This window comes from Pseudaeromonas sp. HNCC25DJ180 (genome assembly GCF_055413345.1).
This window is the reverse complement of the sequence record NZ_JBVAYF010000012.1, coordinates 1-26,031: the sequence shown is the minus strand read 5'-3', so window position 1 is coordinate 26,031 and position 26,031 is coordinate 1. Positions and strand designations below refer to the sequence as shown.

The window sequence follows — 26,031 nt, the reverse complement described above, 5'->3', positions numbered from 1 at the left end:
ACAAGATGACAGCCCATGTTGTTGCGCCAGAATCCTCTGGGCGTTTTTGGGAAGAGAAAACCCTCGAGCAGATGAGCCAGCGCGAATGGGAGTCCCTGTGCGATGGCTGCGGCAAGTGCTGCTTGGTCAAGCTGGAAGATGAAGAGACAGGGGAGCTCATTTTCACCAATGTGGCTTGCGATCTGCTCAATCTGAAAACCTGTCAGTGTGCTGACTACCCCGGTCGTTTCAAGAAGATGCCTGACTGTCTGCAGTTAACCATAGACAAGATCCCGGAGTTTCACTGGTTGCCCGCCACGTGTGCCTATCGGCTGATCGCCGAAGGTGATCCTCTGCCAGCTTGGCACCCCCTGCTGACGGGCAGCCGTTCAGCTCTGCATGCAGCCGGTCAGTCGGTGCGTAACAAGGCCATTCATGAGCGATTTGCCGGTGAGTGGGAAGAGCATATCGTCACTTGGCCCTTGGGCTTCTAACTCTGCTCTTTTTGCCCGCAGGCAAATTAGCGCCGCAGATAGTGTTCAATGAGATTGGAGATCAGCTCGTTTAATTGGCTTTCCAACTGATCCAGCTCTTTACCATGCAACTTCATATAGCGTTCTGCCTTGGCGCGGTGTAAGCCGCGCTCGCCAAATCGGTATTCAGTTTCGGGCAAGCTTTTGTCATGTCGGGGGATGATGTGAATATCCAGCAAAGGATGTTGTTTGGAAGCAAAGGCTTGCTGAGCGAGATGGCAGAAGCCGTCTATATGCGCCTTGCCATCTGGCCCCAGGCAGCCAGGCTCTACTCGAAACAGAAGTGTTAATTTTTTATCGGCTAGCTCTGTGCTCATGGGGCTGGCTACTCTTGGCTGGAAGTCGGTAATCATTATTATGGCAGAGACTATACCTCACCTTACTGGGGCGTTAGCTATGAGGTTCACGTTAGAACCTTCTCCCTGTGAAGCCGATCAAGCATGTTCTCCAATTGAGCAATGGGGCCTGGGTGGCCGAAAAAATAGCCCTGATAGGCACTGCAGCCGTGTTCGGAGAGGAACTGGCGTTGTGCCTCGGTTTCCACCCCCTCGGCTATGACAGATAAGCCCAGGCTATCGGCCAGGGCTATGATAGTTCTGGCTATGGCCGCATCATTTGGGTCGGTCAGCAGATCCCGAACAAAAGATTGATCGATCTTCAGTTGCTCCAGGGGCAGCCGTTTGAGGTAGGTGAGCGAAGAGTAGCCTGTGCCGAAGTCATCCAGTGAGAAGCCAATGCCGTAGGCTTTGAGCCGAGCCATGGTGTCGATGGTGTCTTGAATATCGTGCAACAGCATGCTTTCCGTCAGCTCCAGCTTCAGTCGCTCTGGGTGCGCGCCACTCTGTTCAATGATGGCAATGATTTGATCAACGAAGTCATTCTGGTGGAATTGGCGAGCGCTAACGTTGACCGATAGCGTCAATTGCCCCCTGTTATCCTGCTTGCTCCAGGCGGCTAACTGCTGACAGGCGGCTTCCAGGACCTTGAGCCCCAAGGGGATGATGAGCCCTGTCTCTTCGGCCAGGGGAATAAACTCACCCGGGGCTATCATGCCCCGTTTGGGGTGTTGCCAGCGGACCAATACTTCGGCCCCCGTGACCTGCCCCTGATTATCAACCTGTGGCTGATAGTGGAGAATAAATTGGTTTAGCTGGATGCCTTCTCGCATCTCGGCTTCCATCTCCACCCGCTTGTGGATCACCGCCTGCATTGTGCTGTCAAAGAAACGCAGGGTATTTCGACCCGCACTCTTGGACTGGTACATGGCCAGATCAGCATGTTTTAGTAGCTCCTCGACCCGTTCGCCATGGCCGCCAAACAGGGCGACTCCTATGCTGACCGTGGTGTGATGTTCATACTGGGCCAGGGTATAAGGGGCACTCAAGCTTGCCAGTATTTTTTCGGCCACCAGGCGGCTTTGATTTGCCGCCTCATTAGAGGCCGAGCCCAACTCCTCCAGCATGACTACAAACTCATCCCCCCCTTGACGGGCGACTGTGTCACATTTGCGCACGCAAGTGTGCAGCCGACTGGCGACTTGCTTGAGTAATAAATCCCCCATCTCATGGCCAAAGGTGTCATTGAGCACCTTGAAGTTATCCAGGTCGATGAAGAGCAAAGCGCCATGTGAGCCGTTCCGGGCACTGGTTTCGAGTGCCTGATGTAGACGATCCAGTAACAGACGGCGGTTGGGCAGGTTGGTGAGCGGATCATAAAAAGCCAAAAAGGCGATCTGCTCCTCTCGCTCCTTGCGCTCGGTGATATCGCGGGATAGCCAGACGACACAGGGTTTCCCGTGGTAGGGCACCGCCAGCGGTTGGGTGCGCCCTTCAAACCAGCGGCCGGAGAGGGGGGGCGCCTGATATTCATAGCACTGGGGTTGCTGTGTCTGCAGCGTAGTACGGATCACGGCCATCAAGGCATCCGCCTCTTCGGCCGAAAAAATATCATGCAGCCGGTTGCCCAGCAGTTGAGGAGGGTTGTGCCCCCGAATGTTGTCGATTGAGGAGAGGATCTCGATATAGCGGCCATCTTCATCCAGCACGAACAGCAGGTCGGGAATGGCGTTAGCCATGGCTCGCAGCCTGGCTTCACTCTGACTCAGGGCCGTCTCGGTTTTTTTGCGCTGCAACATGTCCTGGATGATCCAGCCCAAAATGGCGGTGGCCAGGGTGAAGATCAGGGTGAAGTAGAGTCCGAATTCGCTGGAGACTACCTTGGCCGCCGGGGAGGGTAACTGGGTAAAGAGTGCCTGAACTGCCATATGCAGCACCAGGCCAAAACCCAGTAAATGGGGGAGACTGATGCGCATCCAGCCCCGGGCCATAGCATAGCGATAGGCGAGTCCGGCAGATGTACTTAGCACTATAACCAAACAGCCTATGAGTGCTCCGCCACCACCTAACCATAGGCGATAAGCCATGGCGCAGAGCATGGCAATCGCCGCCACTATTGGGCCACCAAAGAGCGCCGCCATACTCAAAATCACGGAGCGGGCATCGAAGATGATATCGGGCGGAATGCGGATGGGTATCATCATGCCCACTATGGTGATGCCACCAAATAGCAAGCCGGAGATGGCCAATCTCAGCCAGATTGAGCGGTAGCGCACCCGGATATGGAAGCCGTAGAGCAGGCTCAACGCCAGCAATAGCGCCACACCTTTGACTAGGTCAATAAACATAGCGGGTGTGACTCCTGTATTAGAATGTGGCTTAGGGATAGTGAACCGACATGAGCACCTGCTGCTAACGCCCGCTCACCTTATCCGTAGACGCGGCGGCTTGCCGCACCGAACTAGCATAACGTATTGATAAATAAGCGGGTTGGCAAGGTTGTCTCTATATCAATGCATCGGCTAATCCCACTCATATCATGCCTGCTAGCGCGTAAGAGGGAAATAGCCCAAACAGTGTGAGTATGAACTTTTTCTTAGGCTAATTCTTGTTTGAATCTCTTGGGTATGAATAGCTTGACGTGCTTTTCTGGTTCCTTATGGCAAGGCGGTAATTAACCTTGCATTGCTAGCCGAATTTGATGTTTAACGCGGAGTCTGTGGCGAAGGGTTATCGATCGTAGTGGTAGTGTGACTCTCCTCTGCTTCAACGAGTGCCGTTTGTTGCCACGTTAATATCCGCCAGCCTAGCGCTTGGGCCTGTGTCAGCAGGCGTGGCGGCGGGTTGACCACAGCGGGCCGTTCGACCGCCTGCAGGAGGGGGAGATCATTGATGGAGTCACTGTAACCGCTACTGCCCGCTAAGGTTTCACCCTGTTGCGCCATCCAATCAGTTAACCGCGTGACTTTGCCCTCACGAAAACTCAGTACACCCCGGGTTTGCCCGGTATACACGCCGCCCTGTTGTTCCAGCGTTATGGCCAGCACCTCGTTAACGCCCAGCAGTGCCGCGATAGGCTTGACTATATGCTCACCACTGGCCGAGATGATGAGCACGCGATCGCCCTGGGCTCGATGCCAGGCGATACGGGCCAGCCCCTCGACAAACAGCCGTTGCGGTATCATGGAGCTGACAAACTCCTGCACCCAGCTTTCCACCTCTTGGCTGCCCCTGCCAGCCAGCGGCTGCAGGGTGAAGGCCATGTATTCGGCCATATCCAGCTCGCCAGCATAGTAGCAGGCCATCATGCGCTCCTCTTCGGCCAGCATGGCGGTTGGGGCTATCCCCTTGGTCACCATGAAGTGAAACCAGAGCGTGGCACTATCGCCAGCCAGCAGGGTGTCATCCAGATCAAACAGGGCCAATGCCATCAGGCTACCTCGCAAAGTTCGGGTTCGGCGAAGCTCAGTCCGACGTCACTGCCAGCAGGCAGCAGGGCGGTCGCATCGCGATTGAGGGCATCGACTTTCAGCACTATGCCCCGACAGAGAATACGATAGCGGATCACGTTGCCCAGCAGTTGGTGATCGATCACGCGGCCTGTGATCCCCCCTGCCTGGTCAGCTATCAGTGTGATGGATTCGGGCCGGATCGCCAACTGGCCACCAATGGCGCGCCCGAAGAGCGTCAGGGCCTCGGGGGCAGTGAGCAGGTTGTAGTGGCCAATAAACTGGGCGGCAAAGCGGCTGGTCGGGCGGGTGTAGAGGTTCTCGGCAGAGCCGGCCTGCACTATCTGGCCGTCGTGCATCAGCACGATGCGATCCGATAGGGTCAGCGCCTCTTCCTGATCGTGAGTCACAAATACTGTGGTGAGACCCAAACTCCGCTGAATGGCGCGGATCTGTTCACGCAGATGACGACGTATGCGGGCATCCAGGGCCGAGAGCGGTTCATCCAGCAGCAGGAGTTTGGGACGCACCACCAGGGCTCGGGCCAGGGCCACGCGCTGTTTCTGTCCGCCAGAGAGCTCCTCGGGCATGGCCTGCTCTCTGCCCGTGAGTTCAACCAGCTCGATGATCTCACTCACGGCTTGTTGTTGCTGGCTTGCAGGCACCCCTTGCATGCGCAGGCCAAAGCCGATGTTCTGGGTTACCGTCATGTTGGGGAAGAGGGCATAGCTTTGAAACACCATGCCTATGCCGCGTTTTTGCGGTGGCAGCTGGGTGATCTCCTGGCCCGCCATGTGCAGACTCCCCCGATCTGGCCGGCTGAGCCCGGCCATGCAACGCAGCAGGGTGGACTTGCCGCAGCCGCTGGGGCCGAGCAGAGTGATGAATTCGCCCGGCTCTATGCTCAGATCCAGATCACTGAATACGGGGCGACCAGCATACTGCTTACTCAGTTGCTGGATCTGGAAGAACGGCATGGTCGGCTCCTTGGTTAGGATGGCTACTGGCTAGCTATAGAGATGGCTAGCGATTAAAACGGGTGGCGAGCCAGGTGAGGATCAAGGTGATCAGGAAATAGCTCATCACCACAGCACTGGTGTAGTGGCCGCTGGTCGAGCGCATGTTGTAGAGATAGATCTGCAGGGTCTCGAAACGGGTGCCCACCAGCAGATTGGCAAAGACAAATTCCCCCATCAAAAACGAGAAGGAGAGAAACAGCGAGGCAAACAGACTCTTGCGCAGAGCGGGTAACACCACGCAGATAAAGGCACGGGGTGCCGAGGCCCCCAGCAGTTGGGCCGCCTCCATCAGCGCGTGCAACTCCAGACTCTGCAGCCGGTTGGCCAGGGCTCGGTAGAGGAAGGGCAAGATGAGGGTAAAGTAACAACCCAGCAGCACCCAGGGGGTGCCGATCAGTGGTAGCGGCCCATCGGCATACAGGCTGAGCAGGCCGACACTGCTGACCACGGGAGGCATGGCAAAGGGCAGCAGGATCAACAGGTTCATCCAGCGATCCAGCTTGGGGTAGTAGTAAAAGACCACGAAGGCCGCTGGCACCACGACCAGTATCGCCAGCAGCAGAGTGCCGATACACAGCAGCAGTGAGCGGGCGAAGGCCGCCAGAAATCGTGGTTCACTCCACAGTTGCAGATACCAGTTCAGGGTGATGCCATCGGGCAGTATGGTGGCGCCCCAACGGCTGGAGAGCGAGTAAAGCAGCGTGGCCAGAATGGGTAGCAGCAAGAGGGTCAGCAGCGTGGCGACCACCAGCCTATGATAGTTCGCAACATGCCAGCAACGGCTCGAATGCGATCGTCGAGCCATGGACGCCAAGCGAGGCGAACTGGAGTCAGCGGCCATGCGTTACCCTCTTTAGCAGCAGTTGATTGGCCCAGGCGATGAGAGCCAACAGCCCCATCAGCAATACCGACAGCGCGGCGGCCGTTTCCGGCTCCAGAAACAGATCGCCCGCCACCAGGCTGGCAATACGCACAGTCAGCAGATTGAAATTACCCGAGGTGAGGGCATAGGCACTGGCATAGGCCCCCATGCTGTTGGCAAACAGCAGGATAAAGGTGCCGAGCAGGGCCGGCGCCAGCACGGGCAGAGCCACATGCCACACATAACGCGCGGGGGAGGCCCCCAGCAGGGCGGCGGCAGCGCGCCAGTCGTCGTTGAGATTGTCAAACGCCGGATAGAGCAGCAGCAGGGCCAACGGGATCTGGAAGTAGGTGTAGATAAGCAGCAGCCCCTGCATGGAGTAGAGGTTGAAGCCGCTTATGCCTAGACCCTGCCGCAGTAGCAGGGTGATGGCGCCATTGGTGCCGAGGATAACGATAAAGGCAAACGCCAGGGGGACGCCGGCCATGTTGCTGGTCATGTTGGTGAGGGCCACCACCCAGTTGCGCAGTGGCCCGCCGACTCGGCGCAACGAGGCCGCCCCCAGCGTCGCCAGCAGCAGGCCTGCCAGTGATGAGCCGATGGCGAGATAGAGGCTGTTGCCGAAGGCCTGACGATAGAAGGGCGAGGCGAGGATCTCGTGAAAACGACTCAGCGACCAACCCTGCTCCGTAGCCAGTGCACTGTGCAGGATCCAGCCCAGGGGGGCAAAGGTAAATATCCCCAGGATCAGCAGCAGAGGGAGCAGCCAAAGCGCAGGAACGGCATGGCGCACTCGGCGCAGCAGCTGGCGTTGTTGGCCAGGATGGGGTGTCTGGTGTGCCACCCGCTGGAATTTTGCGGGGAGTAGCAGTGCTTCATCACTCAATGGGCATTCACTCGAAGGGGTCTAGTCCCTGGGATGGGTTAGGTGTCAGATCGCCTGCTGGAGTTCAGTGGGCTCTTTTGCCAGCGGGGTAGCCCATGTTTCCACGGGCTACCCGCCAGGCAAGGCCATCCAGGATGAGGGGTTAGGCCTGCTCTGGCTTGGTGGTTACTGCTGGTGGATCATGACTTTTTCCTGCCACAGACGGGGCAGGGTCTTGGCGGCGGCTGTCCAGGCGGCAAAGTCTTTGATCGGCTTGGCGGAGGCATATTGGGCGGCCGGGATCAGCTTGGCTTCCACGTCGGCGGGCAATGTCACGCTGGGGCGTATGGGGCGGGCATAGCCCTTGGCCAGGTTGATTTGTCCGGCATCACTCAGAATATATTCCCGAGCCAGCTTGGCGGCATTGGGGTGCTTGGCATACTTGTTGATGAGGGTGGTGTAGCCGGAGATCACTGAACCATCGGCGGGGATCACCACGCTGAAGCGTTTGGCATCGATCTTGTCCCGGTAGTTCAGGGCATTGAAGTCCCACAACACGGCCACTTCCACTTCGCCTTTTTCGATGTAGGCCAGGGTCGGATCGGCAAGGGAGAGTCGGCCCTGTTTGGCCAGGTCGGCAAAGAGGTTAAAGGCGGGATCCAGGTTCTTCTCATCACCGCCCCCAGCTATGGCCGCCGCCAGCACACCATTATTGGCCTGCGAGGCGACACCCACGTTGCCCAGGGTGACTTTGTACTTGCCGCTGCGCAGATCGGCCCAGCTCTTGGGTGGATTGGCGACCAGATCCTTGTTAACCATGAAGGCTATGGTGCCGGTGTAGGCCAGCATCCAATGCCCTTCCGGATCCTTGGCCCAGTTGGGGATCTCATCCCAGTGGCTGGGTTTGTAGGCTTGGGTCACCCCCTTTTGCACGGCGATAGGGCCAAATGCGTGCCCCACATCGCCGATATCGGCCGTGGCATTTTCTTTCTCGGCGGCGAATTTGGCGATCTCTTCGGCCGAACTCATGTCGGTATCCATATGCTTGATGCCATACAGACGGCCCAGATCGGCCCAGGTATCCTTCCAGTTTGCCCAGCTATCGGGCATGCCGATGCTGTTGACTTCCCCCTCAGCCTGCGCGGCCTTATTCAGGGGGGCGAGATCGGCTGCCTCTCCGTGCAGGGCGAAGAGGAGGGCGCCTGTGGTCAGACAGTGCGTGAAGTGCTTCATGGTGATCTCCTTGGGCTGGCTGGTCGTAGAGCCGAATTAAGGTCTATGGCGGCATTGGCTACCTGAGGGGATTATCCGTGCTGTCTCATTACGTTTAGGTGACGCTTTCATTACGGATGGGTGACCAGGTGGTGTACGTGGCCAAGCCAGGCTGCTTGTTGCATCTGGTTACAATTGCGTGGCTAGTTGGCGCGTTTTTGTCACAACGGTAGACCATACTCACGCTAGGCACACATAAACAAATGTAATGAGGTGACCTATGAAAACAGGCAGAGGAATGGCTGGACTGCTCCTGGCGATGATCGCCGGTTTGGCTCTAGCACAGGGTCCAGCCGTCAACTTCGGCTCACTGGATCAGGATAAGGATGGCTATCTGACACCCCAGGAGTTCACTAGCTACTGTGGTGGCTACGGCCGCGGCATGATGGGGCAAGCTGGCCCCAAGGGCCAGAATCAACAAGGTGTGGGCATGATGAATGGCCCCTATGGCAACGGCCAGGGGTGGGGCATGCAGATGATGGACTCGGATAATGACGGCAAGATCAGTGAGGCCGAGTTTAATACCCATCGCATGGCCCAGCATCAAGGCCGTTTTAGCCAACTGGATGTTGATCAGGATGGGGTATTGAGTGCGCAGGAGCTGGCGCCCATGCCTCGCCATCAGATCGATGGGTCAACGGCGGCCTGGATCAAGCTGTACGACAAGAATGGCAACGGCACCCTGAACTCGGAAGAGTTTGCCACGGCGCAACCGGGTGATTAACGTCTCCGCATCCACGGCGAGTGATGTGCTTTAACAGCAAGGCCCCGCACTGCGGGGCCTTGTTTTATCCTTCAAACAGGGAGGGAGAGCAACTACAGATCGCCCTCCGGACGCTCGGCGGCGGGCTCTGAGGTCAAAGGTGTGGCCAGATCTGGCTTTGACTCTGTGGTTAATGTGCGCGCCTGTGCTTGCAGGTAGAGGTAATAGAGCACAGGAATGACGATCAGGGTCAGCAGAGTCGAGGCAAACAGTCCAAACAACAGGCTGATGGCCAGGCCACTGAAGATGGGATCATCGAGGATAAACAGGGCACCTATCATGGCGGCCAGCGCCGTCAGTATGATGGGCTTGGCCCGCACCTTCCCGGCTTCCATCACGGCCGTGGCCAGCTCGACGCCAGCCGCCCTTTGCTGGTTGATAAAGTCCACCAACAGGATGGAGTTGCGCACTATGATACCGGCCAAGGCTATCATGCCGATCATGGAGGTGGCGGTAAACGGCGCCCCCAGCAGAGCATGGCCCGGCATGACACCGACCAGCGTGAGCGGGATGGGCACCATTATGATGAGCGGCACCAGATAGGATCTGAACTGGGCCACCACCAGAAAGTAAATCAGCAGCAAGCCCACAGAGTAAGCCAGCCCCATGTCGCGGAAGGTTTCGTAGGTGATCTTCCACTCACCATCCCACTTGATACCCACACCGGCGAGACCATCGGGTGCCGAGATCAACGTCTGTGACCACTCGGGGTGCTGGGTGCGCAGTGTGCTGGCAATCTCCGCCATACCGTAGAGCGGGCTATCGAGTTTGCCCGCCATATCGGCGGTGACCATCACGATAGGCTGCTGGTTTTTGTGCATGATGGAGTGCGGCTGCACACCTTGCTCTATCTGCACCAGCTCACCCAGTGGAATCGCCCGCCCCTCGGCCGAGGGCAGCGTCAGGCTCAGTACCCCTTGCAGATTGACCTTGTCGGCCTCGCTCACCTGCAGACGAACCGGTTTGGCATACTTCTGCCCCAGCCCTTCAACCCCCGCATGGTGCAACTGGGTTACATCCTGCCCGCCTATGGCGGCAGCCAGCGTGTTGCGGATCGCCGTTTCACTGATCCCCAGTCGCATGGCCCGCTCCCGATCGATATGCACCCGCCATTGCGCCTGAGCTCCGGGAACATCCAGATCGATATCGACTATATCGGCTGTGTTTTGGAAGATCTGCTCCAGTTGGCTGGCGGCCTGCTCGCGCAGGGTCTGGGTCGGGCCGTAGACTTCGGCCAGCAGGGGGGACCAGACTGGAGGCCCGGGCGGTATCTCCACTATTTTGATCCTGGCGCCGACGGCATCGGCCAGCGGGGTGAGGCGCTGGCGAGCCTCACGGGCGATAGCGTGGCTGGTACGGTGGCGTTCATGCTTACCCTGGAGATTGACTTGCAGATCGCCCAGCTCAGGGCTAGCACGCAGGAAATAGTGACGGACCAGACCGTTAAAATTGGTGGGCGCCGAGGTGCCAGCGTAGATCTGCACCGAGGTCACCTCCGGTAGTTTCTCCACCTCCTGGGCCAGTTGCTGCAACAGCGCCTGGCTCTGCTCCAGCGGCGTCCCTTCCGGCAAGTCCACCATCACCTGAAACTCGGACTTGTTGTCAAAGGGCAGCATCTTGAGCACGACCCGTTCGGTCAGGGGCAGCGCCACGGCGATCAGTAACAGCAGTGCTACCGTCAGCCCCAATTTACGCCGCGCCTTTTGGGCCCCCGGGCCTTGCAGAAACCGCCCCAGCCATTGTGCGGCCTTTTGTTCCCATGCGTGCTGGCCCGGGTGGCTGTCAGGGTGTGTCGGGTTGGTCTGGTGAGGGCTGCGCAGCAGATGGAACGCGAGCCAAGGGGTGACGATAAAGGCTACCGCCAACGAGATGAGCATGCCGGAGCTGGCGTTGATGGGGATGGGGCTCATATAGGGGCCCATCATGCCGCTGACAAAGGCCATGGGCAGCAGGGCAGCGATCACCGTCAAGGTGGCCAGTATGGTCGGGCCGCCCACCTCATCGACCGCCTGGGGTATGGCCTCACGCCAGTGGGCCCCCTTGGCCTGCTGACGGTGGATGTTCTCCACCACCACTATGGCATCATCCACCAGAATGCCGATGGAGAAGATGAGCGCAAAGAGTGAGATACGATTGAGGGTGAAGCCCCAGGCCCAGGAGGCAAACAGGGTCAGCGCCAGTGTTAGCACAATGGCGGCGCCGACCACCAGGGCTTCTCGCCACCCCATACTGAGCCACACCAGCAACACCACAGCCGTGGTGGCGAAGATGAGCTTGGCGATCAGGGTATTGGCCTTCTCGCTGGCGGTCTGGCCGTAATCCCGGCTTAAGCTGAGCTCGACGCCATCGGGGATCAGTATGTTCTTCACCTGATTGATGCGCTGTTGCAGAGCCTGGTTCAGCTCCACCGCATTGACGCCAGGTTGCTTGGCGACTGTCAGGGTCACGGCCGGATAGATCTGTCCCTGTTGACTCATCCAGACATTGGCCTTGGGGATATCGCCCCCATCGCTAATGGTCGCCACATCGGCCAGATAGACAGGCTTGCCCTGATGGCTGGCGATGATGAGATCGCCCACCTCGCGGGACGAGCTCAAGAAATCCCCCACCTGCAGGGTGATCTGCCGGTTCTCCTGGGTCAGGCTCAGGGGCGCTTGCTGTTGGTTTGCGCCTTGCAGTGCCTGAGTGATAGTTGGCCAATCCACGCCAAAGGCGTTGAGGCGCACGGGATCCAGGATCACATTCACCAGGCTGTCATGTCGCCCCAGGGTCTGGATCTGCCGGGTGCCGGGTACGCGTTTTAGCTCTGTCTCCAGGCCATGGGCTATCTGTGTCAGCTGCTCGGCCGTGGTACTGGCCTGTTTGCTCCACAGAGTCAAGGCCAGCACAGGCACATCATCTATGGCGCGGGGTTTGATGAGTGGCTCACCCACCCCCAGATTGGCGGGCAGCCAGTCCCGGTTGGACATCAGTTGGTTATAGAGATCCACCAGGGCTTGTTGGCGCGGTTTGCCCACCTTGAAGGCGACGATCAGCAGGGCGCCACCAGGTTGTGAAAAGGAGTAGAGGGTGTCGATATCGCCCAGTTCGGAGATCACCTGCTCGGCCGGTGTGGTCACCAATTGCTCCACCTCCTGCGGCGTGGCGCCGGGGAAGGGGATGAAGATATCGGCGAAGGTGACCTCGATCTGCGGCTCCTCCTCCTTGGGGGTGACCAGCACGGCGGCCAACCCCAGCAGCAGGCCGACTATGGCAAACAGCGGGGTCAGCGGGGAGTGGAGAAACTGCCGCGCCAGGCGGCCGGCAATGCCCAACGGCGCAGAATGCTCAGAGGTCGAAACTGGCTCAGGGCGCATAGTGGCCTCCTTGCTGCTTCAGGATGGCATAGGCATCGGCGGCGATCTGCTCGCCCTCCTGCAGGCCGGCCAGCACTTCCACGCTCCCCTCATCATGACGCCCCAACCGCACCTGGCGCAGCACATAACCCTCAGCCTGTTTGAGATAGACGGCCGAGAGTTCGCTTTGCCGCAACACGGCGCCTTCCGGTATGGCGATCACCTGGCGTGGTGGCAGAGGCAGCGCCAGCTTGGCCCAGCCCCCGGCATGCCAGAGCGGTTGACTCTGGGGGGGAAGCAGGGCGCGCAGGGTATAGGTGTGGCTATTGGGGTCGCTGAATTGAAACAGCTGATGTTGGCTCAGGGTTAGCGTTTGGCCGTCCGGCAGGGTGGCCCGCAACGCGGTCTGCGGCTGTATCACATTGACATAGCGGGCGGGTAACTCGGCCACCAGGCGCATCTTCTCGAAGGCATAACCCGAGAGCAGGGGCTGGCCTGGGTTAACGGTTTCGCCTAATGAGACGTGACGGGCAGAGACGATACCGGCATAGGGGGCCAGGATGCGGGTATAGCCCAGGTTTTCTTTGGCCTGCACCAGTGCCGCCTTGGCCTGATCGACGGCGCTGTTGGCGGCATCGCTCTGGGTTTTGGCGCTATCGTATTCCCGACGGGAGACTGTGCCCTTGGCCACCAGGGCGCTCATGCGGGCCAGTTGGCGCTCGCTGTCCCGTTGTTGTGACTCGGCGGCTTGCAGTGCCGCCTTGGCCTGATCCAAGCCGGCACTCTGCGAGGTGTTGGTGATCTCGATCAGCAGCTGTCCTGCGGGGACGACATCGTTGACATCTACGGTGATCTGGCTGACGCGCCCAGCGGTCTGGGCGGCGACCGAACCTTGATCTTGCGGCTCGATGCGGGCATCCATCTCGAACCAGTCGCTCCGGGCTTGGCTCTGGATAGTCAGTAGCGAGGCCGGGGCTTCTGCCGCGCCTAGCGGGCCACAGAAGGATGCAATAAGCCAGAGGATCCCGAGCGTAAGGGGATGTGGAGCAGAAGTTCGATGAAACATAGCAGCTCTCCTTAAATTAGATGATTCTAATATAGGCATTTGGTGAGATGAAGCAAGCCTGTTTTGAGGCTGGGGTAATTTGAGTCTAGGGATAAAGATGGGAAATGACACGGAATTGCTAGCAGAGGCTGCGTGAAGTGTGTGGCTATGCCCGGAGAGTGGCAAAACGCGATCCATTCCTCATCGGCCCAGGCTGCCATCATCTAGGCTTGAAATATTGTCCGCGGCTTGCTCCTGCCTCCTAGGCCAGTGATGTCGAGGCTAACTATTTATCTGGAGGCTCATTATGTCGCTCTCTTTTGCCGATCTGACCCACAACCCCTTCGCCGAAGCCTGGTTTGCCGACTCCCATGGCCGTCTGCGGCTCATCCGCCCGCTGCGCCCTCGGGATGGGGAGCGGTTCTCCCGCTTCTTGAGCTCACTATCCAGTGATACCCGCGGTTTTTTTGCCCCTCATGGCCTGGAGTGGCAGGATGGCCAGCAGCTGGTGGATGAACTGGATCCAAGCCAGGTGCTGCGTCTGCTACTGCTGGATAAGAGCGGGCCCGGAGAGGAGGTGCTGGGTTATCTCATCTTGCAGATGGGGTTAGCCCCCCATGAGGTGGCGCGATTTGCGCACTACGGCATAGAGTACGATCCAGCGCTGTGTGTCAGCCTGGCCCCGGTCGTGGCCGAAGGGTGGCAGTCCCAGGGGCTCGGTACACCGCTGGTTAAACAGGGAGTGCATCTGTGCCGGGAGTTGGGACGCCAGGCCGTGGTCCTGATGGGCGGAGTGCAGGATGCCAACCGCCGGGCCGTGCACTTTTACTTGCGCCACGGTTTCCATCGTCTGGATAGCTTCGAGTGGCCGCAAGGGGTGCTCAACGACGATATGATCCGCTGGTTATAATTACCAATAAAATCAAATAGATATAAAAATGCCCAGTAAAATCAATAAGATATAGCATATTGATTTTACTGGTGTAATCTATTCGTGTTTTACTGTTTCCCCCTGGTTTCTGTCATCCCTTCAGACAAGCTTCGCTATTCACTGATGCCTTGGCGCTGCTTGGTCAGCTTAGCCAGCGCCTTATGGTGTTTGCGATAGCCCCACACCTCCAGCAGGGTGGGGCCGCCGATAATCACCAGCACAATCAGCACCCATTTCCAGAGTGCTGCCTTATAGAGCAGCAGCAAGAGTCCCGGAATCAGGCAGATCAGAAGCAGCCTTGTTCCCGAGCGAATTCTTACCTGACACTGCCGACGGTATTTCTGATGTTCATTAATTCTCGACTCAAGCGATTGCTTAGGCATGCGTGTTCTTTTTTACCTAGCGGTTAACAGATAGGGCCGCAATTGGGGCAAATACCACTGCTCTCGGGATAAAAATAAGCGCCACATTGAGGGCAGGGGGCGGCTTCACCCATGGGCTTATAGGGAGCCCAGCCCATCTTGATATGATGCACGGCACTGGCTTCTTCCGGCGTATCGGCAATCACTTCGTGCAGCAGTGTAGCCTCTGCAGATAATAAGCCTCTCTCCTTATGCCAGGCGACACCTTCCAACGTGGTAAATAATATGCCGTCACTATCCGCCCAAGCCTGATAGGTAGCTGATTTTTCACTAGACATATTTTGCTCGCAATAGTTATCAGAATCCATAAACCTGTAACGGCTCCCCAAGTTTTTAAGATTGTAGTATTGGTGTCGCTCATGGTTCTAGGCTGCAGCTAACAGGATGAATGCTCGACAGGTACATAGTTTTGTCGGCTGTCGCCTACGAGTATGGATTTATTTCTTTAATCTGTATCTGTTGCGGCAAGTACTCTTGCAAGGTTCGCTGATCTGTCAATCACAATAATAAACAGGTCCCATGCCAACTGCCAAAACCAATCATTTTCTGGCGAGACAAGATATATAGAGACGTCTGGAATATCCTTTCTGTCATTTTCAACAAGGAAGTTTATTGTTTTTCCTGTAAGTGCTGAATATGTTTTCCAGGTTTCAAGCCTTGCCTGCTTAAATGGCATAATTCGTGAATATGCGCCACCAAAGGCAGATGCTTGCCCAAGAATGGCAATGGTATCACAAGGGCTTAATTGTTTTACTCTGTAACTGTCACACTCCTCTTCAAAGCTTTGATTCATGCTTTTTAATACTGAGGCCAATAGGCTTACGTCGTCTTGCTCTGGACTTTCTAATTGATATATTTTTTCAATGCTATGTCCATTGGAGGAGCTTATCCAATCCTGCACCGCAAAGCCGAACGCTTGGGCGTTGACGATTTCTTCCGTTGCAGAGGCATGTCGTATGTCAATCTCAATTTCCTTGCTCAGGATATCGTCAAAGTGAACTTTATTGTAACCACAGCCCCCGCTGTAAGAGTATGTAACTATCGGGAATGAATTTTCTGCAGCAAGCAGTTTAATCGGTAGTGACTTTAGCCATTTATCTTCCAGGTGTCTTTCGAAGTGCTTTTTAAAATTGATGTTGTCGGCTATATGTTGCCTGAGTATTACTTCAGCTAGCAGAGTCGACAAAAAATCCTCAGAGCCCGGGATGCTATTCAGTCTGGTAAATGCATATTCTATTGCATCCAGGCTCTGGTATTGAGACAGCATTCCGATGACGCCCATTTCTGGGTGCTTACCATTGTTTTTTTCGATAAGGTAGTCGATGGTTTTTCTTCCTGGAACTGCAGGATAACAGGTTGGGATATCACTTAGTGTTTCACTTGATAAATTAACCGTGTATTGATTGAATTTGTCAATATTATGCTGTTTGACAAGTTCAGCTTTTAATTCAAGAACAAAATCCAACCCATACTGCTTGCATAGCTCCCAAAAAAGGGGATAGGAACTGCGGAAGCAAATCTGTTTAAATAACTCAATCTCACTCAGTTTGCCTGATAGAGCACTCAGTTCCTGGCTTTCTTTCTCTAATATCGATACATACTCAATCACAGTCATATATTTCTCACTTGGAAGTATGGTTTGACGTTGCCGGTTCTGACAGCTGGCAAAAAGTGATCTCCATGCTACTCGCCGTGGCTTCAGATGAAAATCCATTTGCTTCTCAGGGTTAACAAAAAAGAGAAATAGGATAGTGGCTTGGCGTGATCAGCAGGGCGTTTGGCTATCATGCCTGATCGTCGGGTGCAGGGCATCAAGCTAGGGGCGGGCATGTTGCAGGACGCGGTTAACCGCAGCATCCATGTTGCCCAGAACGTCGGGATCCGCGCCTTGCTGGCTCATGCGCTTAACGAACAGGCCCGAGCTTTTTATGAGCACTACGGTTTTGTGGTATCACCTCATCATCCCATGACCCTGATGCTGGCCCTGAATTCGCTGCAGGCATAAGGGCATCGGAAACGTCCAGAAATGTACATAAGAGACAGCTGGTACCTTAGCGGGTCATGCACAGAAGGAAAGGAAAACTTTTCAACTCAACAACAGTGATTGGAAAGACCAAATAACCTATTCGCAATCCATTTCAAAATTAATGCCAGTAAGATAGCTAGCAAATAAGAGAGCAGCAATAGTGTTGCCCAAAGAGGATTATCTCTAAATGTATAGATGACTGCAGAACAAAACCCCATGAAGAATATGAGGTTCGATTGAAATTTTAAATTAAAAAAGCAACTAAGCAATAATCCTGCAGGAGCTAGATATATGCTGAAAATCCAAATTGCATAATACAACGCTCTCCCTCGGGATGTTGGAATGAAAAACTTCATATAAATTAAACGACCAACCTCTTCGAATAGCAGGAAAAAAAACACCGAGAACACGCCAACTAAAAAAAGGACAATATATTTATTTCTTCCATGAAGCATACTTTTTCACCTATGGTTACCGAGCTGCTACCGATAATCACGCCACCACAATCAATCTCACTGCCCGTCAATGCAGCAGGCAAGCCATTGAAAAACACGCTACATGAGCCGGTAGCTATGTTTCTGGGGTGAGGTGGATGCTTAGGTTTAGAATGTGGCGCTAACGGATCACCAACCCTTGCAGCTGGTTTGCCATCAATATAGATATTGGCCGAACCAACGATGATAGGCGTAGGAGGAAAACCGTGGTGATCTGTTCCTATATCGCCAAGCACCGCCGCTTTTTTTGACATTTTTCCGCTACCCGAGTGTTAAAAAGAGACTCGAAATAGTGTCGTCTGTCATTACGCTGTGCAATTGTCATTTTTAGCCTCCGGATTTTCTGACACCGGGGGGCTCGGGGAGCCTGGCTTCAAAACGATGCCTTGAAAAGCATGGATGCTGCGTCACAGCCCGATCCCTGCTAGGATATCGCCCCGTCTGGATGCCGCTTTTTCCTCTTCTGGCATCAATGAGTTTTGTGGAGTCTTCTCGTGTCTTTATCCATCCCCCAACTGCACTCTTCCTTAAAAAGTTGTCTCGCCATGGATCGCCAGCGCCTTGCCCGTCGGCTGCGTGGCGTAGAGAAGGTGCCGGAGGCCAAGCGCCAGCCAATTCTGGAAACCATAGCGCTGGAGATAGCGGCGGCCCAGTTGCGGGCCGATGAGCGGGCAGGAAGGGTGCCCAAGCTCGAATACCCGGCCGATCTGCCGGTCAGCCAGAAAAAGGAGGATATCGCCGCCGCCATTGCCGCCCATCAGGTGGTGATAGTGGCCGGCGAGACCGGCTCGGGTAAGACCACCCAGCTGCCGAAGATCTGTCTGGAGGTAGGGCGCGGCATTCAGGGGCTGATTGGCCATACCCAGCCACGGCGTCTGGCGGCCCGCAGTGTGGCGACCCGTATTGCCGAGGAGCTCAAGTGCGAGCTGGGCACGGCGGTGGGTTACAAGGTGCGCTTTAACGATCAGGTCAGCAGCGACTCCTATGTGAAGCTGATGACAGACGGCATTCTGCTGGCCGAGATCCAGAGCGACCGCTATCTGAGCCAGTATGACACCCTCATCATAGACGAGGCCCACGAGCGCAGCCTCAATATTGACTTTATCCTGGGCTACCTCAAACAGCTGCTGCCCAAGCGGCCCGATTTAAAGGTGATCATCACCTCGGCCACCATAGACCCCGAGCGGTTTGCCAAGCACTTTGGCAAGGCGCCCATCATAGAGGTCTCCGGGCGCACCTATCCGGTGGAGACCCGCTACCGACCCTTGGTGGAGGGGAGTGAGCAGAAGGATCCGCTGCAGGGGATCTTCGATGCGGTGGACGAGCTCTGCTGTGAAGGACTGGGGGATATCCTCATCTTTATGAACGGCGAGCGGGAAATTCGCGATACCGCCGATGCCCTGCGCAAGCGCAATATCCGCGATACCGAAATTTTGCCGCTCTACTCGCGCTTGTCGAACGCCGAGCAGAACCGGGTCTTCAGTCCCCATGCCGGACGGCGCATTGTGCTGGCCACCAACGTGGCGGAAACCTCGCTCACCGTGCCGGGCATTCGCTATGTGATCGATCCGGGGACGGCGCGTATCAGTCGTTACTCGGCGCGCACCAAGGTACAGCGGCTGCCCATCGAGCCCATCTCCCAGGCCAGCGCCAACCAGCGCAAGGGGCGCTGTGGTCGGGTGGCACCGGGGATCTGTATTCGTCTCTATGACGAGGCAGATTTTATGGGGCGCCCCGAGTTTACCGATCCGGAAATCTTGCGCACCAATCTCGCCTCGGTCATCTTGCAGATGCTCTCCTTAGGTCTGGGCGATATGGCCAGCTTCCCCTTTGTGGAGCCGCCGGATAGCCGCCAGATCAGCGATGGTGTGCGTCTACTGGAGGAGCTGGGTGCCCTGGATGCCACCCGTGCTGGCAGCGAGCTAAGGCTGACAGCGCTGGGCAAACAGCTGGCGCGTATTCCGCTGGATCCGCGTCTGGCGCGTATGGTGCTCGAGGCGCCCAAGTTCGGTGCCCTGGAGGAGATCCTCATCATCACTTCGGCGCTCTCCATCCAGGATCCGCGCGAGCGCCCCATGGAGAAGAAGCAGGCCAGCGACGAGCAGCACCGCCGTTTCGAGGATAAGGACTCGGACTTTATCGCCTTTTTGAATCTCTGGAACTACCTGCAGAGTGCCCAGAAGGAGGACAGCCAGAACCAGTTTCGCAAACGCTGCCAGCAGGAGTATCTCTCCTACCTGCGCGTCCGTGAGTGGCAGGACATCCACTATCAGGTGCGCCAGGCCACCCGCGAGCTGGGGCTGCTGCATAACGAAGCAGCAAGCGAGCCCCAATCCATCCATAAGGCGCTGCTGTGCGGCCTGCTTAGCCATATCGGCACGAAAGATGGCGAGAAGCAGGAGTTTATCGGCGCGCGCAACGCCCGCTTCATGCTCTTTCCGGGCTCGGGGCTCTTCAAGAAGCCGCCCAAGTGGGTGATGGCCGCCGAGCTTACCGAAACCTCGCGCCTCTTTGCCCGCACCGCCGCGCGCATCCAGCCTGAGTGGATTGAGCCTTTGGCCGGGCACCTGATCAAACGCTCCTACTCGGATCCGCGCTGGTCGAAGAAGGCCGGGGCCGTGCTCGCCAGCGAAAAGGTGACCCTCTATGGCCTGACCATAGTGCCGGAGCGCGAGGTGCAGTACAGCCAGATCGATCCGGCGCTCTGTCGCGAGCTCTTTATCCGCCGCGCCCTGGTGGAGGGGGATTTCGAGACCCGTCACGCCTTCTTCAAGCAAAACCGCGCCCTGCTGGCCGAGGTGGAGGAGCTGGAGCACAAGTCCCGTCGCCGCGATATTCTGGTGGATGACGAGACCCTCTTTGCCTTCTACGATGCCCGCATCCCCCACGATGTGGTGACCGGTCGTCATTTTGATAGCTGGTGGAAAAAGGCCGCTCAGAGCGAGCCGGAGTTGCTCAACTTCGAGCGCGAGATGCTGATGAAGGGCGATGCCAGCCATATCAGCGAGCTGGATTACCCCAACTTCTGGCACCAAGGCCGTATCAAGCTCAGGCTCTCCTACCAGTTCGAGCCCGGCACCGATGCCGACGGGGTGACGGTACATATTCCGCTGCCCATTTTGAACCAGATAGAGCCGGTGGGCTTTGACTGGCAGATCCCCGGCCTGCGCCACGATCTGCTGGTTGCGCTGATCAAGGCGCTGCCCAAGAACCTGCGCAAGAACTTTGTGCCGGCGCCCAACTATGCCACGGCACTCAATCAAGCCTTGAGCCCAGATGCAGGCCCGCTGCTCGATGCCCTGGAAAAGCAGCTCAAGCGCATGAGCGGCGTCACCATTCCCCGCGAGAGCTGGGATCTGGCCGCCGTGCCCGAGCATCTGAAGATCAGCTTCCGGGTGGTGGATGACAAGGGCAAGAAGATTGCCGAGAGCAAGGATCTGACCGAGCTGAAACTCCAGTTGCAGGGCAAGGTGCAGGAGACCCTAAGCCAGGTGGCCGACAGCGACATAGAGCAAAGCGGCCTGACCATCTGGAGCTTTGGCCCGCTGCCCAAGGAGTACAGCCAGAAGCGTGGTGGCTTCGAGATGAAGGCCTATCCGGCCATAGTCGATAATAAGGATTCGGTGGCCATCCAGCTCTTTGACTCTGAGCTCGCCCAGCAGCAGGCCATGTGGGCCGGGCAGCGGCGGCTGGTGCTGCTCAATGTTCCCAACCCCATCAAATACCTGCAGGAGAAGCTGCCCAACAAGGCCAAGCTCGGCCTCTACTTCAACCCCTTCGGCAAGGTGGCGGACCTGATTGATGACTGTATCGCCTGCGGTTGCGATCAGCTAATGACGGCGCAGGGGGCGCCCAAGTGGAGCAGTGACGAGTTCGAGGTGATGAAGGAGCGTATCCGCGCCGATCTCAACGACACTGTGGTGGAGATCGCCAAGCTGGTGGAGCAGATCCTCACCGCCGCCCACGGCATCAAGAAGCAGCTCAAAGGGCGGGTGACTCTGGAGTTGGCCTACGCCCACTCGGATATCCAGGCCCAGCTGGAGCGCCTTATCTACCGGGGCTTTGTGGCCGACACCGGCCATCAGCACCTGCCGGATCTGCTGCGCTACCTGCGCGCCATAGAGCGGCGGCTGGAGAAGATCCCCACCGATCCCAACCGCGACCGCCTCTATATGCTCAAGGTGCAGTCGGTGGAGCAGGAGTACCAGCAGCTTAAAAACAAGCTCCCCAAGGGCCAGCCCATTCCCGCCGAGGTACGCGAGATCCGCTGGATGTTAGAGGAGCTGCGCGTCAGCTTCTTCGCCCAGAACCTCGGCACCCCGTATCCCATCTCGGATAAGCGGGTCCTGCAAGCCATTCACGGCGTGAAGATCTAAGGGCAGGGGAGGCCACTCCCCTTGCCAGCCTCAGTTACACCGCGCGTTTCCCAGAATACGAATATAAATACCAAATAAAATCAACGACATATATCATGTTGATTTTATTGGGTATTTTGTATCTATTTGAATTTATTGATATTTTATTCATTCCCTGGCCTGCTCTTGTGTTATTGCTAATACCCAGCCAGGCACTTCTGCCTGTGGAGCATGGCCGACTTCTGAGCGGGTTTGCTATGTGTCACTGCCAAATAGCACTAGAGTTACTAGAGCTAGTTCACCCTCCGGCATGGCGGCGCCGCTTGCCCTGCTACTTGCCCCAGGCACCATGTCGCCGTCATCCAGGAACGCAAGCCGATGAAATATAAAGATTACTATCAGGTTCTTGGCATAGGGCATGATGCCACTACCGATGAGATCAAGAAGGCCTATCGCAAGCTGGCCCATCAATTTCACCCGGATATCTCGACCGATCCCAAGGGGGAGAGCAAATTCAAGGAGATAGCCGAAGCCTACAAGACGCTAAAAGATCCCCAGAAGCGGGCGGCCTACGATCAGCTGGGACAGCACCCTTCGGGTCAGGAGTTTGAGCCGCCGCCAGCCTGGGAGCAGCAGTTCGGCGGGGAGGCGTTCTCGTTTAATGATATCGATTTGGCCGATCTCTTTGCCTCGCTCTCGGCCCGCAGGCAACGGGGGGCCACGCAAGGCGCCATGACGCCCATCCCAGGGCAGGATTATGAGGTGACGGCGACACTCTCCCTGGCCGAGGCCTATAGCGGCACCTTGATTGATCTGAGTTTTTCGGCGCCCGAGCTGGGGACGGATGGCCGCATGCACAGTGTGCAGCAAACCTTCAAGGCGCGGGTGCCCCAGGGGGCGACGGATGGTCAGAAGTTGCGTCTGGCGGGCAAAGGGGGGCGGGGGATCCACGGTGGTCGCAACGGCGATCTCTACCTGCATATTGTGCTCCGTCCCCACCCCATCTTTCGCGTCAAGGAGCATGATCTCTACCTGGACTTACCGCTCTGCCCCTGGGAGGCTGCGCTGGGAGCCACCATAGCAGTGCCAACCCTGGCGGGGATGGTTCGTCTGAAGGTACCTGCAGGTACCTCGTCCGGGCAGCAGTTGCGCATCGCCAAACATGGTTTGCCAAAACGGGTCGGCGAGCCGGGCGATCTCTTTGCTCTGGTGCAGATAGTGATCCCGCCCGTGCTCAGCGAGCAAGAGCAAGCCCTGTTCCGGCAATTGGCACAGGGCTCAAGTTTCAACCCGCGTAGTCACCTTACTCAGGAGTCGGCACAATGAGACTGCAGCTGTCAGAAGATTTTTTGTTGGACGAGCAGGTCGAGCTCTCGTTTGAGGAGTTGGTGGCGCTCTCGGGCCTCTCGGCGGCCGAGCTGGAGGCACTGGTGGAGAGCTGTGCGCTGCTCCCCATCCATCCGCAGGCCACTCCCTGGACGTTTGCCGGCCATCATGTGGTGACAGTGCGCAGCGTCTGCCGGTTACGGGATGATTTTGACCTGGATGCCAATGCGCTTCCCCTGGCCCATCTGCTGCTGGTGCGGATCCGCGAGCTGGAAAGCCAATTGCGCGAGTTACAGGCCAGGGTGCCGACGATTTACCTAAAAGATGAATAGCGGTATCGCCTAACCAACCCTGCTGGGCTCCTGTGGCCAACAACCCGCGCCTCTTGTCCTGGAACCACTCATCACCGGCAACACGTACAAAATTTTAGTTATGGGGCGCCGCTTGCGGCGTCCCAGTGAGCGAAGCGAACAACATAAACTATTTGTTATGTGCTGCTATATTTTTCGGCCAAGACGCTTTTCTACTTGACGTTTTTCCCATGCGGGACTGAAGAAGTTAAAAACTTCAAAAACATTCAGCCCGTGAGATAAAAGCCCTAACCCCCAACCAAGCATTGGCCACCACGCCCAGATGTAGTTACGGTCTGTGGCTAAATTGATGATGAAGAGCAACGTTATTACAACAATGTATTTTATGGCGTGCGAATAAAAGCCTTTGATGTCTCGAACCTGTTCAATAGCTCGTAGCTCGGTTTTTTCTATTTCAGTTTCTTGAGTCATAATGTTCTCCATTTGAAGTTTATCCATATGAACATCAAAAACAGCGGCGAGTGATCTCAATGATTCAAGTCCAGGAGTCTGCCCTCGTTCTATTCGTTGAATGGTACGAATGCTGAGTCCACTGATTTGGGCTAATTGTTCCTGAGACCAATTGCGTTGGAGCCTAAGTTTACGAACGATCATTGTTATCCCTTTGCTTTCGGTGTTCGAGGGGATTTTCCACAAGATGGAGTGAATGTGTTACGACATTTAGCTGACATTGATATGACATCCAAATAAAATCAATCAGTTACGCGCGAATATTGATTATGATGCATAATTTTTCATAACGTTTATATAACCGGCCCGCGTAGGGCCGAAGGCCAGGCGCGAAGTTAATTTATTTGTTACCAGCATAACCGGACTATGACTCGTAGTGGTAGCGGCATGAAATTATCGTTATGGCGCTGTCGTCAACGGCATAGACTAGGCGATTGGTATCATCAATTCTGCGAGACCAAAACCCAGATAGATTCATCTTTAATGGTTCTGGTTTGCCAATGCCGTCAAATGGAGCCCTCTTTACATCTTCGATGATCTTGTTGATACGCTTTAGTGTTTTCTTATCTTGGGTTTGCCAATAGAGATAATCTGACCAAGCATCATCGGTCCATGTGAGCAGTCTACTCATCAAGCAGTTCCCTGGTTTGGCTCTTACCCTGACGATATTGCTCGATGGATCTAGATAAATGAGCTGCATTAGCCGGTGATTTCAGAAGATGGACTGTTTCCATGAGGCTGTTGTAATAGTCGAGTGACATGACAACGGCATCTTCTGAATCCCGACGTGTGATGACGGTACAATCAGCATCATTAACCACTTGATCTAAAACACTTTTGAGATTGTTTCTTGCCTCTGTGAACGACACTATGTTCATACGACCCCCCTTACATGTTCGTTAAGTGGTACAAGTATAGCAGTTCGGGATCACCTGTACAAGATACTGGGCATGTGGGTAGGTCATGACTACAGGTAACATTTATATACCGGCCCGGCGTTGTTGATCAATTCAGCCACCAAACAGCAGTTCCCCTGCGGCTTTTCCTGGCTTAGTTTAGTGGCTGCCGGACAGGCATTCCTAGTCCGATGACTTTGTTCAATACCTTTACTCCAGCCAGCATTTCACCGACTTGGGCATTGTGGTTTCTCAGGCTCAGTTTGGGACTAATCAGCTGTTTGTAACGATACATCGCCGTTTCCGCTTTCGAACGCTGATGATACCCGGACTGCTTTTTCCATTCGGCCAATTCACCGGCTTTGAGTGCCTCAACCGCTTCGTTTCGTGGATGGCCTTCTTCCCATAAGGCGGCATTTTTTCGCGGCGGAATGGTGGCCTTGATACCCTTGTTCTTTAGCAGTGTGTTGATAAACCGGCAGCTTAAGGCCAGTCCGATTGAAATTTTTGTTGTGCCAGAACTGCTGCTAACTACGCCAGGCGCTTGAGCAACAACGAAACCAGTCTGATGGCCCACAGAACCAGAACAGCGCCAAGAAGAAAGAGGCGCTAAGGCTGGCGTTCAACCCCAACGAGTTGGAACAAAGAACAAGCACTGGTGCCGATGTTGTTAGCCAACTCGTTGGAACAGAGAAGGCGAGGGCGCCGAGGCCGATGAGCCAGGTTGGCCAGAACGAAGCCACCAAGATGTTGCTGACAACGTGGTGAGCCTAAGTTCACGCCACAAGATGATGACGGTTCTCTAACACTTGGCCATTTCTCTGTGGCCAACTACTGGCTGCTCTTGCCCTGGAACCACTCAACACTGGCAACACGCACAACGTCTTAGTTAACGGGAGCGCGGCTTTTATGCGCGTCCCGTTGAAATATTTGTTGTGCGCTGAACCGGGGCCAACTACGCCAGCCGCTTGGGCGACAGCGAAAACAGCCTGATAGCTTGCAGAACCAGAACAGCGCCAAGAAGAAAGAGACGCTAAGGCTGGCTCTCAAACCCAACGGGTTGGGACAAAGAACAGGCACCGGTGCCGATGTTGCTGACCAACTCGTTGGAACAGAGAAGGCGAGGGCGTTGAGGCCGATGCTCAAGGTTGGCCAGAACGAAGTCACCAAGATGTTACTGACGAAGTGCTGAGCCAAAGTTCACGCCAGCAGAGGATGACGGTTCTCTAACACCAAGCCATTTCTCTGTGGCCAACTACAAGCTGCTCTTGCCCTGGAACCACTAATCACTGGCAACACGCAC

General features: G+C 56.1%; 23 protein-coding genes and 1 pseudogene. 7 read left to right on the top strand and 17 right to left on the bottom strand.

Annotation, left to right across the window (positions count from 1 at the left end; all coding sequences use genetic code 11):
• Window positions 1-5: 5 nt before the first annotated feature.
• The gene (locus tag ACZYTD_RS12070) at window positions 6-473 is read left to right on the top strand and encodes a YcgN family cysteine cluster protein (protein ID WP_463892331.1); all 468 of its coding nucleotides are present in this window, start codon (window positions 6-8) and stop codon (window positions 471-473) included.
• A gap of 26 nt (window positions 474-499) precedes the next feature.
• Here the strand turns inward: ACZYTD_RS12070 and ACZYTD_RS12065 are convergent, their stop codons facing one another.
• The 7 genes from ACZYTD_RS12065 to ACZYTD_RS12035 form a co-directional block, all read right to left on the bottom strand.
• Window positions 500-829: a hypothetical protein gene (locus ACZYTD_RS12065; RefSeq protein WP_463892329.1), complete on the bottom strand. Its 330-nt coding sequence runs from the start codon at window positions 827-829 to the stop codon at window positions 500-502.
• 86 nt (window positions 830-915) lie between these two features.
• Window positions 916-3,195, bottom strand: a complete 2,280-nt coding sequence (locus ACZYTD_RS12060; RefSeq protein WP_463892328.1) for a putative bifunctional diguanylate cyclase/phosphodiesterase — start codon at window positions 3,193-3,195, stop codon at window positions 916-918.
• A gap of 357 nt (window positions 3,196-3,552) precedes the next feature.
• The gene (locus ACZYTD_RS12055; RefSeq protein WP_463892326.1) at window positions 3,553-4,278 is read right to left on the bottom strand and encodes an HAD family hydrolase; all 726 of its coding nucleotides are present in this window, start codon (window positions 4,276-4,278) and stop codon (window positions 3,553-3,555) included.
• A complete protein-coding gene (locus ACZYTD_RS12050) occupies window positions 4,278-5,273 on the bottom strand; it encodes an ABC transporter ATP-binding protein (protein WP_463892325.1) in 996 nt (331 codons plus the stop codon). Before ACZYTD_RS12050 ends, ACZYTD_RS12055 begins: the two co-directional genes overlap by 1 nt.
• Before the next feature lie 46 nt (window positions 5,274-5,319).
• Complete coding sequence (locus tag ACZYTD_RS12045; protein WP_463892324.1) at window positions 5,320-6,120, bottom strand: ABC transporter permease; 801 nt, start codon at window positions 6,118-6,120, stop codon at window positions 5,320-5,322.
• A gap of 25 nt (window positions 6,121-6,145) precedes the next feature.
• Entirely contained in the window at window positions 6,146-7,063 is a 918-nt protein-coding gene (locus tag ACZYTD_RS12040; protein WP_463892322.1) for an ABC transporter permease, read from the bottom strand.
• A 165-nt stretch (window positions 7,064-7,228) separates the two neighbouring features.
• Entirely contained in the window at window positions 7,229-8,275 is a 1,047-nt protein-coding gene (locus ACZYTD_RS12035; RefSeq protein ID WP_463892320.1) for an ABC transporter substrate-binding protein, read from the bottom strand.
• Window positions 8,276-8,552: 277 nt separating this feature from the next.
• Here ACZYTD_RS12035 and ACZYTD_RS12030 point away from each other — a divergent pair, with 277 nt between their 5' ends.
• Entirely contained in the window at window positions 8,553-9,038 is a 486-nt protein-coding gene (locus ACZYTD_RS12030; RefSeq protein WP_463892318.1) for an EF-hand domain-containing protein, read from the top strand.
• A gap of 92 nt (window positions 9,039-9,130) precedes the next feature.
• Here ACZYTD_RS12030 and ACZYTD_RS12025 read toward each other — a convergent pair whose 3' ends face one another.
• The gene (locus ACZYTD_RS12025) at window positions 9,131-12,433 is read right to left on the bottom strand and encodes an efflux RND transporter permease subunit (RefSeq protein ID WP_463892316.1); all 3,303 of its coding nucleotides are present in this window, start codon (window positions 12,431-12,433) and stop codon (window positions 9,131-9,133) included.
• Window positions 12,423-13,478: an efflux RND transporter periplasmic adaptor subunit gene (locus ACZYTD_RS12020; RefSeq protein WP_463892315.1), complete on the bottom strand. Its 1,056-nt coding sequence runs from the start codon at window positions 13,476-13,478 to the stop codon at window positions 12,423-12,425. The genes ACZYTD_RS12025 and ACZYTD_RS12020 overlap by 11 nt, the downstream gene beginning before the upstream one ends.
• 286 nt (window positions 13,479-13,764) lie before the next feature.
• Between ACZYTD_RS12020 and ACZYTD_RS12015 the strand changes: the two genes are divergently transcribed.
• Window positions 13,765-14,367: a GNAT family N-acetyltransferase gene (locus ACZYTD_RS12015; RefSeq protein WP_463892313.1), complete on the top strand. Its 603-nt coding sequence runs from the start codon at window positions 13,765-13,767 to the stop codon at window positions 14,365-14,367.
• A 134-nt stretch (window positions 14,368-14,501) separates the two neighbouring features.
• Here the strand turns inward: ACZYTD_RS12015 and ACZYTD_RS12010 are convergent, their stop codons facing one another.
• The 3 genes from ACZYTD_RS12010 to ACZYTD_RS12000 form a co-directional block, all read right to left on the bottom strand.
• Complete coding sequence (locus tag ACZYTD_RS12010) at window positions 14,502-14,771, bottom strand: hypothetical protein (protein ID WP_463892312.1); 270 nt, start codon at window positions 14,769-14,771, stop codon at window positions 14,502-14,504.
• 23 nt (window positions 14,772-14,794) lie between these two features.
• The gene (locus tag ACZYTD_RS12005) at window positions 14,795-15,088 is read right to left on the bottom strand and encodes a hypothetical protein (protein WP_463892310.1); all 294 of its coding nucleotides are present in this window, start codon (window positions 15,086-15,088) and stop codon (window positions 14,795-14,797) included.
• Between the two features lie 167 nt (window positions 15,089-15,255).
• Entirely contained in the window at window positions 15,256-16,425 is a 1,170-nt protein-coding gene (locus ACZYTD_RS12000; protein ID WP_463892309.1) for a DUF6183 family protein, read from the bottom strand.
• Window positions 16,426-16,587: 162 nt separating this feature from the next.
• On the opposite strand from ACZYTD_RS12000, the gene ACZYTD_RS11995 reads away from it, so the two are divergent.
• The gene (locus tag ACZYTD_RS11995) at window positions 16,588-16,815 is read left to right on the top strand and encodes a hypothetical protein (protein WP_463892308.1); all 228 of its coding nucleotides are present in this window, start codon (window positions 16,588-16,590) and stop codon (window positions 16,813-16,815) included.
• Between the two features lie 436 nt (window positions 16,816-17,251).
• Here the strand turns inward: ACZYTD_RS11995 and ACZYTD_RS11990 are convergent, their stop codons facing one another.
• Entirely contained in the window at window positions 17,252-17,584 is a 333-nt protein-coding gene (locus ACZYTD_RS11990; protein WP_463892306.1) for a type VI secretion system PAAR protein, read from the bottom strand.
• A gap of 240 nt (window positions 17,585-17,824) precedes the next feature.
• Between ACZYTD_RS11990 and hrpA the strand changes: the two genes are divergently transcribed.
• The 3 genes from hrpA (at window position 17,825) to ACZYTD_RS11975 (ending at window position 23,343) form a co-directional block, all read left to right on the top strand.
• The gene (hrpA, locus tag ACZYTD_RS11985; RefSeq protein ID WP_463892305.1) at window positions 17,825-21,706 is read left to right on the top strand and encodes an ATP-dependent RNA helicase HrpA; all 3,882 of its coding nucleotides are present in this window, start codon (window positions 17,825-17,827) and stop codon (window positions 21,704-21,706) included.
• 357 nt (window positions 21,707-22,063) lie between these two features.
• Window positions 22,064-23,011 carry a DnaJ C-terminal domain-containing protein gene (locus ACZYTD_RS11980; RefSeq protein ID WP_463892303.1) on the top strand — a complete coding sequence of 316 codons (948 nt, stop codon included), beginning with the start codon at window positions 22,064-22,066 and terminating at the stop codon, window positions 23,009-23,011.
• The gene (locus tag ACZYTD_RS11975; RefSeq protein ID WP_463892302.1) at window positions 23,008-23,343 is read left to right on the top strand and encodes a chaperone modulator CbpM; all 336 of its coding nucleotides are present in this window, start codon (window positions 23,008-23,010) and stop codon (window positions 23,341-23,343) included. The genes ACZYTD_RS11980 and ACZYTD_RS11975 overlap by 4 nt, the downstream gene beginning before the upstream one ends.
• A 165-nt stretch (window positions 23,344-23,508) precedes the next feature.
• On the opposite strand, the gene ACZYTD_RS11970 is transcribed toward ACZYTD_RS11975, so the two are convergent.
• The 4 genes and pseudogenes from ACZYTD_RS11970 to ACZYTD_RS11955 all read right to left on the bottom strand — a co-directional run.
• Window positions 23,509-23,976, bottom strand: a complete 468-nt coding sequence (locus ACZYTD_RS11970) for a 2TM domain-containing protein (RefSeq protein WP_463892301.1) — start codon at window positions 23,974-23,976, stop codon at window positions 23,509-23,511.
• A 220-nt stretch (window positions 23,977-24,196) separates the two neighbouring features.
• Window positions 24,197-24,463 carry a Txe/YoeB family addiction module toxin gene (locus ACZYTD_RS11965; protein WP_463892300.1) on the bottom strand — a complete coding sequence of 89 codons (267 nt, stop codon included), beginning with the start codon at window positions 24,461-24,463 and terminating at the stop codon, window positions 24,197-24,199.
• Window positions 24,456-24,710, bottom strand: a complete 255-nt coding sequence (locus ACZYTD_RS11960; RefSeq protein WP_463892298.1) for a type II toxin-antitoxin system Phd/YefM family antitoxin — start codon at window positions 24,708-24,710, stop codon at window positions 24,456-24,458. Before ACZYTD_RS11960 ends, ACZYTD_RS11965 begins: the two co-directional genes overlap by 8 nt.
• 172 nt (window positions 24,711-24,882) lie before the next feature.
• Window positions 24,883-25,191, bottom strand: a pseudogene (locus ACZYTD_RS11955) (transposase); the annotation flags it as partial.
• Window positions 25,192-26,031 lie beyond the last annotated feature (840 nt).

What these genes read in the sequence shown, in the direction of transcription:
- ACZYTD_RS12005 (WP_463892310.1), bottom strand. Translation starts at nt 15,088, where the DNA reads ATGTCTAGTGAAAAATCAGCTACCTATCAGGCTTGGGCGGATAGTGAC.
- ACZYTD_RS12070 (WP_463892331.1), top strand. Translation starts at nt 6, where the DNA reads ATGACAGCCCATGTTGTTGCGCCAGAATCCTCTGGGCGTTTTTGGGAA.
- ACZYTD_RS11970 (WP_463892301.1), bottom strand. Translation starts at nt 23,976, where the DNA reads ATGATCGTTCGTAAACTTAGGCTCCAACGCAATTGGTCTCAGGAACAA.
- ACZYTD_RS12015 (WP_463892313.1), top strand. Translation starts at nt 13,765, where the DNA reads ATGTCGCTCTCTTTTGCCGATCTGACCCACAACCCCTTCGCCGAAGCC.
- ACZYTD_RS12065 (WP_463892329.1), bottom strand. Translation starts at nt 829, where the DNA reads ATGAGCACAGAGCTAGCCGATAAAAAATTAACACTTCTGTTTCGAGTA.
- ACZYTD_RS12020 (WP_463892315.1), bottom strand. Translation starts at nt 13,478, where the DNA reads ATGTTTCATCGAACTTCTGCTCCACATCCCCTTACGCTCGGGATCCTC.
- ACZYTD_RS11960 (WP_463892298.1), bottom strand. Translation starts at nt 24,710, where the DNA reads ATGAACATAGTGTCGTTCACAGAGGCAAGAAACAATCTCAAAAGTGTT.
- ACZYTD_RS11975 (WP_463892302.1), top strand. Translation starts at nt 23,008, where the DNA reads ATGAGACTGCAGCTGTCAGAAGATTTTTTGTTGGACGAGCAGGTCGAG.
- ACZYTD_RS12035 (WP_463892320.1), bottom strand. Translation starts at nt 8,275, where the DNA reads ATGAAGCACTTCACGCACTGTCTGACCACAGGCGCCCTCCTCTTCGCC.
- ACZYTD_RS12025 (WP_463892316.1), bottom strand. Translation starts at nt 12,433, where the DNA reads ATGCGCCCTGAGCCAGTTTCGACCTCTGAGCATTCTGCGCCGTTGGGC.
- ACZYTD_RS12060 (WP_463892328.1), bottom strand. Translation starts at nt 3,195, where the DNA reads ATGTTTATTGACCTAGTCAAAGGTGTGGCGCTATTGCTGGCGTTGAGC.
- ACZYTD_RS12030 (WP_463892318.1), top strand. Translation starts at nt 8,553, where the DNA reads ATGGCTGGACTGCTCCTGGCGATGATCGCCGGTTTGGCTCTAGCACAG.
- ACZYTD_RS11965 (WP_463892300.1), bottom strand. Translation starts at nt 24,463, where the DNA reads ATGAGTAGACTGCTCACATGGACCGATGATGCTTGGTCAGATTATCTC.
- ACZYTD_RS11980 (WP_463892303.1), top strand. Translation starts at nt 22,064, where the DNA reads ATGAAATATAAAGATTACTATCAGGTTCTTGGCATAGGGCATGATGCC.
- ACZYTD_RS12010 (WP_463892312.1), bottom strand. Translation starts at nt 14,771, where the DNA reads ATGCCTAAGCAATCGCTTGAGTCGAGAATTAATGAACATCAGAAATAC.
- ACZYTD_RS12055 (WP_463892326.1), bottom strand. Translation starts at nt 4,278, where the DNA reads ATGGCATTGGCCCTGTTTGATCTGGATGACACCCTGCTGGCTGGCGAT.
- ACZYTD_RS12045 (WP_463892324.1), bottom strand. Translation starts at nt 6,120, where the DNA reads ATGGCTCGACGATCGCATTCGAGCCGTTGCTGGCATGTTGCGAACTAT.
- ACZYTD_RS12000 (WP_463892309.1), bottom strand. Translation starts at nt 16,425, where the DNA reads ATGACTGTGATTGAGTATGTATCGATATTAGAGAAAGAAAGCCAGGAA.
- ACZYTD_RS11990 (WP_463892306.1), bottom strand. Translation starts at nt 17,584, where the DNA reads ATGTCAAAAAAAGCGGCGGTGCTTGGCGATATAGGAACAGATCACCAC.
- ACZYTD_RS12050 (WP_463892325.1), bottom strand. Translation starts at nt 5,273, where the DNA reads ATGCCGTTCTTCCAGATCCAGCAACTGAGTAAGCAGTATGCTGGTCGC.